This is a genomic window from uncultured Enorma sp., assembly GCA_905210055.1.
Classification (GTDB): domain Bacteria; phylum Actinomycetota; class Coriobacteriia; order Coriobacteriales; family Coriobacteriaceae; genus Enorma.
In genome coordinates this window covers 1-12,667 of sequence record CAJLVH010000043.1, presented here as the reverse complement: position 1 = coordinate 12,667, position 12,667 = coordinate 1, and the positions used below count along the sequence as shown (strand labels likewise).

Annotated in this window: 10 protein-coding genes and 4 tRNA genes; 10 read left to right on the top strand and 4 right to left on the bottom strand. The window is 62.4% G+C overall.

Annotated features, from left to right (window positions below; translation table 11 throughout):
- Window positions 1-3 precede the first annotated feature (3 nt).
- The 8 genes from QZ079_RS04460 (at window position 4) to QZ079_RS04425 (ending at window position 9,599) form a co-directional block, all read left to right on the top strand.
- A complete protein-coding gene (locus tag QZ079_RS04460) occupies window positions 4-900 on the top strand; it encodes an ABC transporter permease (protein WP_297035597.1) in 897 nt (298 codons plus the stop codon).
- Window positions 901-903: 3 nt separating this feature from the next.
- On the top strand, window positions 904-2,034 hold the full coding sequence (locus tag QZ079_RS04455; RefSeq protein ID WP_297035594.1) for an ABC transporter ATP-binding protein: 1,131 nt from the start codon (window positions 904-906) through the stop codon (window positions 2,032-2,034).
- Window positions 2,035-3,063 (top strand): ABC transporter ATP-binding protein, encoded by a 1,029-nt coding sequence (locus QZ079_RS04450; RefSeq protein ID WP_297035592.1) that lies wholly within the window; start codon window positions 2,035-2,037, stop codon window positions 3,061-3,063.
- A gap of 218 nt (window positions 3,064-3,281) precedes the next feature.
- Entirely contained in the window at window positions 3,282-4,949 is a 1,668-nt protein-coding gene (locus tag QZ079_RS04445; RefSeq protein WP_297035589.1) for an ABC transporter substrate-binding protein, read from the top strand.
- 106 nt (window positions 4,950-5,055) lie between these two features.
- Window positions 5,056-5,145, top strand: a tRNA-Leu gene (locus tag QZ079_RS04440).
- A 134-nt stretch (window positions 5,146-5,279) separates the two neighbouring features.
- Window positions 5,280-7,613: a GAF domain-containing SpoIIE family protein phosphatase gene (locus QZ079_RS04435; protein WP_297035587.1), complete on the top strand. Its 2,334-nt coding sequence runs from the start codon at window positions 5,280-5,282 to the stop codon at window positions 7,611-7,613.
- Window positions 7,614-7,922: 309 nt separating this feature from the next.
- The gene (locus tag QZ079_RS04430) at window positions 7,923-8,651 is read left to right on the top strand and encodes an anti-sigma factor antagonist (protein ID WP_297035584.1); all 729 of its coding nucleotides are present in this window, start codon (window positions 7,923-7,925) and stop codon (window positions 8,649-8,651) included.
- Between the two features lie 66 nt (window positions 8,652-8,717).
- Window positions 8,718-9,599 carry a hypothetical protein gene (locus tag QZ079_RS04425; protein ID WP_297035581.1) on the top strand — a complete coding sequence of 294 codons (882 nt, stop codon included), beginning with the start codon at window positions 8,718-8,720 and terminating at the stop codon, window positions 9,597-9,599.
- A gap of 128 nt (window positions 9,600-9,727) precedes the next feature.
- On the opposite strand, the gene QZ079_RS04420 is transcribed toward QZ079_RS04425, so the two are convergent.
- The 3 genes from QZ079_RS04420 to QZ079_RS04410 form a co-directional block, all read right to left on the bottom strand.
- Window positions 9,728-9,802, bottom strand: a tRNA-Val gene (locus tag QZ079_RS04420).
- A 144-nt stretch (window positions 9,803-9,946) separates the two neighbouring features.
- Window positions 9,947-10,432: an S-ribosylhomocysteine lyase gene (locus tag QZ079_RS04415; protein WP_291288433.1), complete on the bottom strand. Its 486-nt coding sequence runs from the start codon at window positions 10,430-10,432 to the stop codon at window positions 9,947-9,949.
- 124 nt (window positions 10,433-10,556) lie between these two features.
- Complete coding sequence (locus QZ079_RS04410; RefSeq protein WP_297035576.1) at window positions 10,557-11,480, bottom strand: putative ABC transporter permease; 924 nt, start codon at window positions 11,478-11,480, stop codon at window positions 10,557-10,559.
- 222 nt (window positions 11,481-11,702) lie between these two features.
- Between QZ079_RS04410 and QZ079_RS04405 the strand changes: the two genes are divergently transcribed.
- A tRNA-Gly gene (locus QZ079_RS04405) sits at window positions 11,703-11,778 on the top strand.
- Between the two features lie 43 nt (window positions 11,779-11,821).
- A tRNA-Cys gene (locus QZ079_RS04400) sits at window positions 11,822-11,895 on the top strand.
- A 177-nt stretch (window positions 11,896-12,072) separates the two neighbouring features.
- On the opposite strand, the gene QZ079_RS04395 is transcribed toward QZ079_RS04400, so the two are convergent.
- A partial coding sequence (locus QZ079_RS04395; RefSeq protein WP_297035573.1) for an L-serine ammonia-lyase, iron-sulfur-dependent, subunit alpha occupies window positions 12,073-12,667 on the bottom strand: 595 nt, incomplete at its 5' end.

Here is a 12,667-nt window from a genome sequence, read left to right as displayed (position 1 = left end):
CCTGTGGCTACCGCCCAGGTTTCCGGTGGCTCGTCGCGTACCCTGTGGGGTGATGCCTGGAAGCGCCTGCGCAAGAACAAGCTTGCCATCGTCGCTGTGGTATGGATCCTTTTCGTAGCGATCGTAGCGCTCACGGCCGACCTCTGGGCGCAGCAATTGCTCGGCGACCCGCTCTATGCGAGCACGACCGACATGGCGCAGAACACGCTTCTCGCGCCCTCGCTCGAGCATCCCTTCGGCACCGACGTCACCGGTCGCGACATCCTCTGCCGCGTCGTATACGGCTCTCGCATTTCGCTTTCCGTCGGCATCATCGCCACGGCCATTTCGACTGTCATCGGTCTTGTGATGGGTGCGCTCGCGGCCTACTACGGCGGCATCTGGGATACCATCATCATGCGCTTGGCCGACATCTTCCTGGCCTTCCCCTACACGCTTTTCGTCATTGCGATGATCGCGGTCATCGGTAACGGCATCCAAAACGTGTTCATCGCCATCGGTATCCTGGGCTGGCCGTCCATCGCGCGCGTATTCCGTTCGGCGATCCTATCGGTCAAGGAGAACGACTACGTCGACGCTGCGCGCTCCATGGGCGCTTCCGACCTGCGCATCGTGGCGCGCCATATCTTCCCGAACTCTGTGGCCTCCATCGTGGTCTATGCAACCATGAACATCGGCTCCGCCATCCTTACCGAGGCTGCCCTGTCGTACCTCGGCATGGGCGTGACGCCGCCGCAACCTTCGTGGGGCGCCATGATCCAGGAGGGGCAGACCTTCCTCACCACGGCTCCGTGGATGATGGTCATGCCGGGTCTCGCCATCCTCACCACCGTGCTCGCCTTCACCTTGCTCGGCGACGGCCTGCGCGATGCCCTTGACGTCAAGATGAAGGATGCGTAAGTCATGGCAAAGAAAAAGAACACGAACTACGTCGACCTTAAGACGAAGCCCATCCCTGAGGGCAAGCACCTGCTCGAGGTCGACAACCTCAAGATGTACTTCCACACCGAGGATGGTGTGGTACACGCAGTCGACGGCGTTTCCTACACGCTCGACCGCGGCGAGACACTTGGCGTGGTGGGCGAGTCCGGCTCGGGCAAGTCTGTCACCCACATGACCATCATGGGCCTCATCGACATGCCCCCGGGTAAGATCGAGGGCGGCGACATCCTCTACCGCGGCGAGTCGCTCCTCGAGAAGTCCGAGGAGGAGATGCAGCACATTCGCGGCAACGACATCGCCATGATCTTCCAGGACCCCATGACGTCCTTGAACCCGGTTTACAAAATCGGACGTCAGGTGGGCGAGGGGCTGCGCCTGCATCGCGGCTACTCCAAGCAGGAGGCCCAGGAGCGCGCCGTTGAGCTGCTGCGACTGGTGGGCATCCCTAACCCCGAGAAACGCGTGAACGAGTACCCACACCAGTTCTCCGGCGGTATGCGCCAGCGCGTTATGATCGCCATGGCGCTCGCCTGCGACCCGGACATCCTCATCGCTGACGAGCCCACCACGGCTCTCGACGTAACCATCCAGGCGCAGATCATCGAGCTCATGCAGGAGATGCAGCAGAAGAACGGCAACGCGATCATCATGATCACGCACGACTTGGGCGTCGTGGCGGATATGGCCGATAAGATCATGGTCATGTACGCCGGTCGCCCAGTGGAGTTCGGTACCGCCGACGAGATCTTCTACGAGAGCCGCCACCCCTATACCTGGGGCCTCATCCGTTCCATTCCGGAGCAGGCGGTCGACGAGAAGAAGCCGCTCACGCCGATCCATGGCAATCCGCCGTCGCTCGTGAACCTTCCCTCTGGCTGCCCGTTTGCGCCGCGCTGCCCGTACGCCGTGGACGTCTGCCACGAGAAGCTCCCCGAGCACTACACGACCGAGACCGGTCACTATTCCGCGTGCCATTTCGCCGACGACCCGGAGTTCCTGAAGAACGCCCCTGATACGTCGCGCTCGCGTGGCAAGATCGCGACCGGCACGCCCGACGTGCTCGACACCGATTCGATGGGAGGTGAGGCATAAATGGCCGAGAACACCGAGAACATGCCGCTGCTCAAGGTCGAGCACCTCACCAAGGAGTTCCCTGCGGAGGCGGGCATGCTCGCCGGCAGGTTCTCCAAGCGCGTCGTGTCCGCTGTGAACGACGTGTCGTTCGAGATCAACGCCGGCGAGACGTTCGGCCTCGTGGGCGAGTCCGGCTGTGGTAAGTCCACGACCGGCCGCTCCATCATGCGCCTCACGAAGCCCACGACCGGCCATGTGTATTTCCAGGGTCACGACGTGGCGAAGATGAACCGCAAGGAGCTCAAGCACCTGCGTCGCGACATGCAGTTCATCTTCCAGGATCCGTACGCGAGCTTGAACCCGCGCATGACGATCGGCGAGATCGTTTCCGAGCCCATGACCATCCACGGCGTGGGCACGAAGGAAGAGCGTCTTGAGCGCGTGCGCGAGCTGCTTGACGTCGTGGGTCTGAACCCGGAGCACATCAACCGCTACCCACACGAGTTCTCGGGTGGCCAGCGTCAGCGCATCGGTATCGCCCGCGCGTTCGCCCTGCGTCCCAAGCTCATCATCTGCGACGAGCCGGTCTCGGCGCTCGACGTGTCGATTCAGGCGCAGGTGCTGAACTTGCTCAAGGACCTGCAGGATCGCTACGGCACCGCGTATCTGTTCATCGCGCACGACCTTTCCGTGGTCCAGCACATCTCCGACCGCGTGGCCGTGATGTACTTGGGCAAGATCGTGGAGATTTCCGACTGGAAGACGCTCTACACCGAGCCGCACCATCCCTACACGCAGTCGCTGCTCTCCGCCGTCCCGGTGCCCGATCCAGACGTGCAGAAGACGCGCGAGCGCATCATCCTTGCCGGCGATCCGCCGTCGCCCATCGACCCGCCGACCGGTTGCCGTTTCCACACGCGCTGCCCCATCGCGCAGGCGATCTGCAGTAAGGACGTGCCCGAGTTGCGCGAGGTCGCGCCGGGTCATCGCTGCGCGTGCCACTTCGCGGAGAAGTTCCCGATCAAGGAAACGCATATCGATCTGTAGGCTGACCGGGAGCCCCCGCTTCCTCCCTCGCTTGTCCTCGCCACATGCGACCATGTTCCTCTTCGGGGAACTGGTCGCGCGGCTGCGGAATCGCTCGGGAGGAAGCGGGGGCTCCCTGCGTTTACGGGGTTGTGCGGTTCCTTGTTCGTCCAACAGATGGTGTAACGTGATAATCTCTGTCCTGGACATAGATTCTCATGAGTGCGAAAGGGGCGAGGATGATCGATCGCAGGACGTTTCTTGGAGGTGCGTTCGGGGTTTGCGCGCTTGGGATGCTGCCGGCGTGCGGACTCATTACAGCGGAAGACCCCGGAAGCGCGGATATCGAATCTGCCCGTCCGCTTGCGATAAGCCTTATCGCGCCCGCCACGCTCGACCTTTATGGCGCGCAAGACGAGAGCGCGCTCACCCTTGCGTGGCAGCTCTTCGATTCCCTTACCTCCTACGATTTCTATTCCGGCGAGCTCTCGTGCCTCGCAGCGGAGCGCTTCGAGGCGTCTGAAGATGCGCGCACGTTCACGTTCCACCTGCGCGATGCCGTCTTCCATAACGGAGAGGCGGTGACTGCCGAGGACTTCAAGCGCGCGTGGGAGCGCATCGTGAACCCCGCGAGTGCTGCGGCCGCAGTAGCGGGCGCTTCTTCGAGCCTTGCGAGCATGCTCTCTGTCATAGAAGGGTTCGAAGAGCTCAGGCGGGGGAATGCGCGCGAATTAGCGGGCGTTACCTGTCCGGATGCCCAGACGCTGCGTGTGGCGCTGCGCACGCCGTACGCGGACTTCCCTTATGTGCTCGCGCATCCCGCGCTGGGACCCGTCCCTGCAGCGGCGGAGGATGATGCCGAGGCGTTTGCGCGCCAACCCATCGGCAACGGGCCGTTTCGGCTCGCCGCCGCCTGGGAGCCAGAGACCAGCGCCATCGAGCTCGTGCGGTTCGAGGACTATGCAGGCGAGTCTGCGACGCTTTCTTCGGTACGGGTCGAACTCGCCAAGGACATCGAGGAAGGGTATCAGCTCTTCCAGACGGGCGTTGCAGACGTGTGCCGTTGCCCAGTGCGCGAAGCGAGCGGTGCCGCGTCGAGCCATGGCCGGCCGGAAGACGGCAACGTCATGATGCGCGGGAGGCGCTTCGTGTGCTGTGCGGGCCTTGCCACGAGCATGCTCGCCTGCAACTGCTTGGCATCGCCGCTCGATAACGCCGATGTTCGCCGTGCCCTTTCATTCGCGATCGACCGCGACTACCTCGCGGGGACGCTCTATCGCGAGACGCACATCGCTGCAGACGGCGTGATCCCGCCCGCGGTGAAGGGATATCGCGAGGCGGCGTGGCCGTATGCGGCGCTCGACCGCGAGCGCGCGGAGGAGCTGCTTGAAACCTCCTATCCGGTGGTTGAAGAGGGCATGCGCGATCTCACAGTGCGCTTGCTCTACCATGCCGACGGCGGGCACCGCGAGATCATCGAGGCCATCGTCGAAAACCTTGCCGAGGTGGGCGTCGTGTGCGAGGCGGAGGGTGTCGAGCTTGAGGAGCTGCGCCGGCGCGTCGCGGCGAGGGACTTCGATCTCGTGCGCATGGATTGGGCGACCGACGCGCCTGTGATGGACGGCGTACTGTTCCCGCTCTTCTTTTCGGGCAGCGATGCGTCGACGAACGTGTCTGGTTACCGCGACGACAACGTGGATGAGCAGCTTGCCGAAGCGCGTACGGTCGCGTCCGAGACGACGCGCATTTCCCTGCTGCAAGATGTCGATAACACCGTCGGTCGCGATTGCCCGGTCATCCCGCTCATGTTCCAAGCGACGCCCTATGTGGGCTCGGAGCGCGTCGAGGAGCTTTCGATCGATCCGCAAGGTCGCATCGGCCTCGCCACGGCTCAACTCGGCGATTAGCGCCGGCAACGGAGCTCCGAGGTGACGCAGAGGCTCCGCACGGATTTCTTAAAATTCCCCCTTGCACATCGAGGGGTGGTTGGGTAATATACTCCTTGCTGCTTTTGTCGGAGTGGCGGAATTGGCAGACGCGCTAGCTTGAGGTGCTAGTGACCACTTTTCGGTCATGCGGGTTCAAGTCCCGCCTCCGACACCATCGAATCCTCAGAGCCTCTTCGGAGGCTTTTTTCTTATCTCGAGCTTGTGAGGCGCCTCGCAGAGGGCATGCTCGCGCATCGCTTGGGGTATAGAGGGAGCAGGCCGCGACGCGATGTCGGGGAGGGGAGTGTTATGGAGTCATCTGGCCGAGACGAGCTTGCCGAGCTCACGCGTGTCGCTGAGCTTACGAGCGATGCCGTCGTCGCATGCGGATTCGACGGCTCCATCTTCCATGTGAACAGTCGCTTTTTGGAGCTCGCCGGCGTGACGCGCGAGCGCGTCATCGACGCGGATATCAAAGACCTCCTGTTCAGTGATTCGTTTGAACGCTCCTCCGATCATCGGCTTCCATTTTCGCTCGACGGCAGCGACTGCACGCTCATGCTTAAGCTCTCGGACGGTTCGTTCATCCCGGTGCTCGTCCGTGCCATCCAGATTTCCGGCTCGGGGTCGTTCCGTCGCCGCATCCTGAAGCGCGGCGCCCGCGGGTCGGCTCTTCTTACCGTGCGGAGCCTCGAGGAGCGGTATGCGTACGACCGTCAGATGCGTCGCGTGCTCACCGAGCTTCAGACGGCGAATAAGCGCCTTTCGGGCACGCTTTCGGTCATCATGTCGACCATCGGCGCGGAAAGCCTCCCCGCGCTTCTCGATACCGTGTTGAACAAGCTCGTCGATGCTCTCGAGGCCGATGGATCCGAGGTCTACTTCTCCGAGAGCGGCGGCTTCAAGCTGCGCGGCGTCTCAAAGAGCCTGGAGCGCGACTACGTTCCCGAGTTCATTCCCTTCGGCGTGGGCGTCCCCACCTATGTGCTCAGGAAGGGCTCGTCGTGCCGGCTCTCCGTGGTGCGCCCCGGCGAAGACGCTCAATCGGAGTCCGGCTCGATTTACGACCTCGACGCGCGCAAGAGCCGCACGCTTCGCTCGCACTACATGCCGCCCTACAAGACGCTTATCGCCGTGCCCTTGTTCTTCGGCACGCAGGTGCTCGGCGTCATGGAGCTGGGCTGGAAGCGGCCGACGACCTCGCGCGCCTACGACGTGAACGTCATCGAGGTCGTGTGCGACTACCTGTCCATCGAGCTCATCAGCCTGGTGACGAGCATGCGCTCGAACCGCGCCGCCGAGCTCGGGCGGTCGCTCAACCAGGTGCGCGACGCCTTATATGCCGCCGGCGAGGATCAGAGCATCGCATGGGCAGAAGCTATGGGCGAGGTGCGCCGCGTGCTCGCATGCCATGTGTGCCCCATCGCCTACAACACCGAACTTGGCGTCTATGAGCTCGATTTCGAGGGTGGGAGCCGCGTTCCCTTACCCGGAGACATCGACCAGCTCTTCTTCTCCACGACGGCTCCTGCAGCGCGTGTGAACCCGTTCAACCGCGATGCGTTTCCCGGCTATCCTGGGGCGGAGCGCGCCTCCGATGCCGACCTGGAGAACGTCCGCATCACCCGCGTCGAGCGGCTCTCGCGTGTGGGAACGTGGCTCGCGAGCCAAGGCCTTCCCGAGCAAGGTGTGTTCATCGAACTCGATCGCCGTGTCCGCCGAGCTATGGAAGATGATGCCGGCTCCGGTACGGGTCTCGTTGCCTGGGGCAGCACGGCGCCCAGCATGCTGTTGTTGCTGCGCGATGACTCGCAGGAGCCAATCGACGACGTCGAGTTCGACTACCTTGTGCGCTTGGCACACGACTTCGAGCTCATCAGCAACGATGCGACGGAGCGCACGGAGACCACGCGCATCGCGCAGACGCTCCAGGCAGGCATGAGGAGCACGCTGGGCGAGGTGCCGGGCATCATCAGCGATTCGTTGTATTCCTCTGCTACGCGCCAGGCGCTCGTGGGCGGAGATTTCTATACGCTCATGCGCTTGCCCGATGACCGCGCTGTCATGATCTTGGGCGACGTTTCTGGCAAGGGCATCGAGGCCGCGTCGATGTCCGCGCTTGTGAAGACCGCGCTCACGGCGTACGCCTGGGAGGGTATGAGCCCGGTTGCGATGGTGCGCGCGCTGAACACCATGCTCATGAGTTTCTCGCGCGTCGAGACGTTTGCGACGATGTTCGTCGCCAAGCTCGATTTGCGCCGCGGCGAGGGCGTGTACTGCTCTGCCGGGCACCCGCCTTCGATGCTGCTGCACACGACCGACGCCCCAGGCGGCAGCGTGTGCGAAGCGGAGCTATTGAGCACGCAATCCGGTGTGGTCGGCGCGTTCGAGACCATGGCGTTCCAGAGCGGTTCATTCACGTTTGGCTCCGGCGACGTGCTCTTCATGTATACCGACGGCGCCATCGAGGCGCGTGACGCTGCAGGCGAGTTCTTCGGCGAGCAGCGCCTGCGTGACATCCTGCTCGCGCATGGCGCGGATGGTGCGCGAGGGCTTTGCCAGGTCGTTCTCGACGAGCTCGACGCATTCACCGACTCCGCTCTCGAAGACGATATCGCCCTCGTGGCGCTCGAGTTCGCGTAGGTCTTGTCGGCCAAGACAACCGTATGAAACCCTCTCTGAGGAGTTTGCTGCGGAGAATGGCCAAAAACGAAAGGTTGGTGACACTTCCTCCCGGGAAACGGGGGTGCGCATCGCCCACCGCCCAGGCAGGGGGCGCGGTTATCCCAGCTACGAGAGATCCGCACCCTCATTCCCCGGGAGGAAGTGTCACCAACCTTTCGTTTTTGGCCAAAAATGGGGACGCACGGCGTGAATGGCTCTTCGCGATTCGTTGAAGCCTATCGCCGACAGGGTTGATTAGAACGCGCGGCCTGCGGGAACCATGAGCATATGCGTGAATGGAACGACATAGCGGTCTTGGCGCCTCCGCGCGATATCGATATCGCGACGGTACCCGCACTGCGTGACGAGCTGGATTCGTATATCGGCTCGGGAGCGCGGCGCATCATCGTGAACTGCGAGCATGTGGGGTTCATCGACTCGACCGGCCTGGCGTTCCTCCTTTCTCGTGCGCGTCGTCTCATGATGAACGACGGTCTGCTCTCTCTCGTGAACGCGTCTCCTGCTGTAGCGCGGTTTTTGCAGATCGCGCGGCTCATCGACATTCTGCATGTGAGTGCGGCGGATCGCCCGCCCATCCCGGCGCTCGCCCCGGCGGAGCTGCCGCGTTGGAGCAAGAGCATCCAGGTACAAGAAGGAGTTGAACATCTGGGCACGTATCGGCATCGCGTCGTGGAGCTTCTCGACGGCTTGCCCATGACGAGCGAGGCACGCTACGACACGGCGCTTGCCGCGAGCGAGGCGCTCGGTAACGCGTACGACCATGCCTGTGCTTCGGGTTGCGTACTCAACGTGCGCGCGTACCGTGACCGCGTGGTGATCGAAGTGCTCGATTGCGGTTGCGGCTTCGAGCTCGCACCCGATGAGGCGCCCGCTGAGACCGAGGAGCGAGGTCGCGGCATCCGTCTCATGCGCCTGTTGGTGGATAGCGTCGAGGTACGCCGCCGTACCGACGTGCGCGGTACCATGACGCGGCTGGTGAAACTGCTTGACGTGTGAGGTGCCGCTCGCGTTCGTATGGCGAGCCCATGACGGTGCCCACGATGTTTTGGGAGGAGGAAGATTATGGCTCGTCGTAGTCCCTTCGCCGCGTTGCTGCTCGTCCTTCTTGTCTGCTTGGCTTCAGGGTGTTCCGGTGACGGGAGCGCGGTAGGGGGAGAGAACGGGTCGGTGAGCCGCTATGAGCGCGCCGAGGTGCTCGCGGTCGATGCGGACGACCACACCGCCCAGATTCGCATCCTTGAACACACAGACGATCTTTCGATCTCGTGGGGAACGTTCGAGGTGGGCGAAGAGGGTGAGGCGGCGTTCGACGGAGACCTTCCTGCTGAGGGCGATGACATCGTGCTCTCGTGGATCGGCTCGCCGAACGACGAGAGCACGTTTCCCGTGGATGTGCACGCATGGCAGCCAACGGTTGATTTCTATGCTGGCTTCGAAGGGGTGCATACGGTTCGACTGTCTGCATCTCTGCTCCAGTTCATCTCGATGACTCCAGACGAGCTGATGGAGGATCTGGCCGAACAACCGGGGTTCGCGCTCGCAGGGCGTGTGGATGAGGGAGACGTTGTCGTTGTCTTTACGTCCGAGCAGCTCGAAGCGTATCGGGAAGATCTTGAAAGTTCTCTTGATCGGTATGCAGCATCGCTGCGAGAGGCCGAGGAGGTGACGGCTGTCGAGGTCTCGGATGATCGAACATGCGTCACGCTACATGCCACCCCAGAGCTCCTCGATAAACCGGTGCTCGTCGGTGAGGCATTCATGGCGCTGCCTGGCATATGCGCGACGCTGCAAGCGACAGACGGGGTAGAGAAGTGGGGCGTCGAGGTGATCGTGATCGACGAGGAATCGGGTGCAGAAGTGATGCGCGTAACATTGCCCGAGGAATCGGCGACGCTTTCGACTGAAGGGTGGACAGAAGCCGTCGCACAGGGCTTGGCTGCATAGATATAGTTTACGCGTTACATGCGCCGGGTCGACACTGCCATTCTGAGGTCGGTGGACTGTTTGGCGGCTACCCGGTGGGCTCATAGCAAAACAGGTCGGAAGCTCATAGCCTCCGACCTGCGAATTCATGGTGGGCGTTACAAGATTTGAACTTGTGACCTCTTCCGTGTCAGGGAAGCGCTCTCCCCCTGAGCTAAACGCCCTTAGGTGCGCTCGTAAGCGCAAGGGATAATATACCGAAGCGGGAGCGTCCTGTAAAGCGTGAGTTTTGAAAAACTCGAATTATGTGCTTCGTGGAGAGCGGGAATAGCTAAGAGCGCAAAATGGCGAGCGCTGAAGCCTAGAGCCTACGCGCCGTAGGCCAGGTGCGCGTCGTCGATGCCGCGGAGCGTGTCCTCCAGGTAGCGGCGCGCCCACCATTGCGCGGCAGGCAGGTTCTGGTCGAGGTAGTTGCCGCACTCCTCGGGAGCGGCGCCGGGAATCTCGCCTTCGAACGCGCAGATGAACTCAAAGAGCCTTGTAACGAGCGGCACAACCTCGCGTGCGTCAACTTCGCCGAACACTACAAGGTAGAAGCCCGTGCGGCACCCCATGGGACCGAAGTACACCACGCGGCTCGCCCATTCGGCGTCGTTGCGCAGAAACGTTGCGCCCAAGTGCTCGATGGTGTGCACCTCGGCGGTGTTCATGACAGGTTCGCGGTTGGGCGCGGTAAGGCGCAGGTCGAAGGTCGTGACCGCGCCGCCCGTCACCGGGTCGCGGTCGATGCGCGAGACGTAGACGCCCGGTTCGAGTGTGAGGTGGTCAACGGTGAAGCTTGCGATCTTTTCCATGGTGTACCCCTATCGTTGGAAGTATTCTTCAAAAATGAGTATTGCCGCTCGATGTCTGCCTCCGAAGCAGAACCCGTCCTCAAAGGTAGCAAAGCGTAACGTTTTGAACCCGTCCCGTTTTGACTCATTCCGTGCGGGGGAGCTTGTCGCGGTCGAGATTGAGGTTCTCGAAGGTGTCGCTGATGAACTCGTCGCCGAAGTGGTCGTCGATGTAGTGCTCGATGGGGTTTCTCGGCGGCACGCCCTCTTGTCGCTTGCCTGCGCGGTAGAAGCATAGCACCGTGATGGCGATGTCCAGCACGATGAACGCGGTGAGGAGCCCCACCACGATTCCCTGGCGCCGCGTGGTGGGCTCGCCTATGCGGAAGAGCATCTCGGGCATGATGAGCTTGCACCATGCAAGTCCGAGCGCGCCCCACATGATGAGGAAGCGCCACGCAACCCACTGCGTGATGTGATCGGGGAAATGCAGGTACGACCAGGACCATGCATGCATGATCGTCTCCATGCCCCAGCCGGCGAGCTGCTCGAGCGTGCCGCCTACTGCGGCGGAGATGACGAAGATCTTCCAGATGGGCTCGTTGCGGATGGGCCAGAGCACAGCGGTGAGAAGCACGGCGCCGAATCCGTAGAGCGGGGAGAACGGTCCCCATACGAGGCCGACGCGGCTTTCGAGTACGCCGTACATGGTGTACATGTAGACGGTTTCGAGGATGAGCCCCAGCACGGACGCGATGAGGAAGATGATGATGTACTGATAGAAGCCCGGAGCGTAGTCGTTCAGGAAGTCTTCGCGGAGGGCGCGGCGTGCATCACGGATAACGCGCTGCTGCGTGCGGGAAATCTTCGGTCGGAGTTTCGTGCGGCCGAAGGAGGAGGCCTCCGTCCAGATGGCGTCTGCGTAGATGCCGGCGTCGATGCGCCCTTGTTTCAGCATGCGCTTGAACGACCTGCCCGCGCCGCGCGCATCGAGATATCGTTGGACGAGGGTGAGGATGCCGCGCGCGATGAGGAAGAGCGTGACGGTGAACAGAGAGATAACGAACATGTGGTCTCCCGCATGAGATGCTGGCATGAGATACCGGTACGTGGTGCGTACGGTGTGCTGCAGCTCATTGTACCCGTACCGCGCCTGTGTTCCCATGTGATGCGTCGCAAAGGGTTCATGACGGAAGATATCCCGTTTTCCAGCGAAAATGAGCGAGTTCAAAAAAAGTGAAAATTCAGGCTTGCAAGGCGGGGGAAAGTTGCGTATAGTATTTCCTCGCAAGCGGACATGGCTCAGTTGGTAGAGCACAACCTTGCCAAGGTTGGGGTCGCGGGTTCGAGCCCCGTTGTCCGCTCCATTGCATGAGACGGGCCGGATGTTTACATTCGGCCTTTTTCATCGGCGACGTGGCCAAGTGGTAAGGCAGAGGCCTGCAAAGCCTTTACCCCCAGTTCGAATCTGGGCGTCGCCTCCATGTAAAACCAGCCGGTGGCGGAGCGAATCCGCTACCGGCTTTTTGTTTTACTCAACGCGTTGGGGACGGGGCTGAACGTGCTGAATGCAATTCGTCCGGCCCCGTCCCCAACGCGTTAGGCGCTTCGATATGGGTTGGAGGAAACATGTTTCGCATCAACCTGTTGGATCGCAGGCCTCACATGACGTCGGTCTTGCCGATCATGATGTTCAAAATCTCCACGTCGGTGGGTTTCATGCCCACGCGGCCCACATAGCCCATGCTCGCGATGGTCTCCTCGATGGTATCCTGCACGAGGCCCTCGCCGGCATGGAAGCTTCTGCCGGCCATGGCCATGTCGCGCCCTAAGATCGCTGCATCCACCGCGGCGGAGATCTTGGCGGCGCAGCTCGACTTCGCGCCGTCGCATACGATGCCCCCCACGTTGCCGAGGGTGTTCACGATCGTGGCGCCCACCTGTGCAGGCGTTCCGCCGCTCATCCAGCACACCGCCGCGCCCGCGCCGCATGCTGCGCAGACCGCGCCGCAGAACGCTGAGAGCGCGCCGATGTAGCTCTTCACATGGATGGATACGAGGTCGGAGAGGGCGAGCGCACGAAGAAGCCGGTCGCCGTCCACGCCGAGCTCTGTGGCATATTCCAAAACGGGCAGGCAGGCGGTGATGCCCTGGTTGCCCGAGCCGCACACGATGACCACGGGCATGGCGCATCCGCTCATGCGCGCGTCGGAGCCGGCGGCCGCGCGGGCGCGGGCACGGCAGGAGGGATCGGAC

Excerpts from the sequence above, each read along its gene's own strand:
- QZ079_RS04455 (WP_297035594.1), top strand. The coding sequence starts at position 904 with ATGGCAAAGAAAAAGAACACGAACTACGTCGACCTTAAGACGAAGCCC.
- QZ079_RS04450 (WP_297035592.1), top strand. The coding sequence starts at position 2,035 with ATGGCCGAGAACACCGAGAACATGCCGCTGCTCAAGGTCGAGCACCTC.
- QZ079_RS04445 (WP_297035589.1), top strand. The coding sequence starts at position 3,282 with ATGATCGATCGCAGGACGTTTCTTGGAGGTGCGTTCGGGGTTTGCGCG.
- QZ079_RS04435 (WP_297035587.1), top strand. The coding sequence starts at position 5,280 with ATGGAGTCATCTGGCCGAGACGAGCTTGCCGAGCTCACGCGTGTCGCT.
- QZ079_RS04430 (WP_297035584.1), top strand. The coding sequence starts at position 7,923 with ATGCGTGAATGGAACGACATAGCGGTCTTGGCGCCTCCGCGCGATATC.
- QZ079_RS04425 (WP_297035581.1), top strand. The coding sequence starts at position 8,718 with ATGGCTCGTCGTAGTCCCTTCGCCGCGTTGCTGCTCGTCCTTCTTGTC.
- QZ079_RS04415 (WP_291288433.1), bottom strand. The coding sequence starts at position 10,432 with ATGGAAAAGATCGCAAGCTTCACCGTTGACCACCTCACACTCGAACCG.
- QZ079_RS04410 (WP_297035576.1), bottom strand. The coding sequence starts at position 11,480 with ATGTTCGTTATCTCTCTGTTCACCGTCACGCTCTTCCTCATCGCGCGC.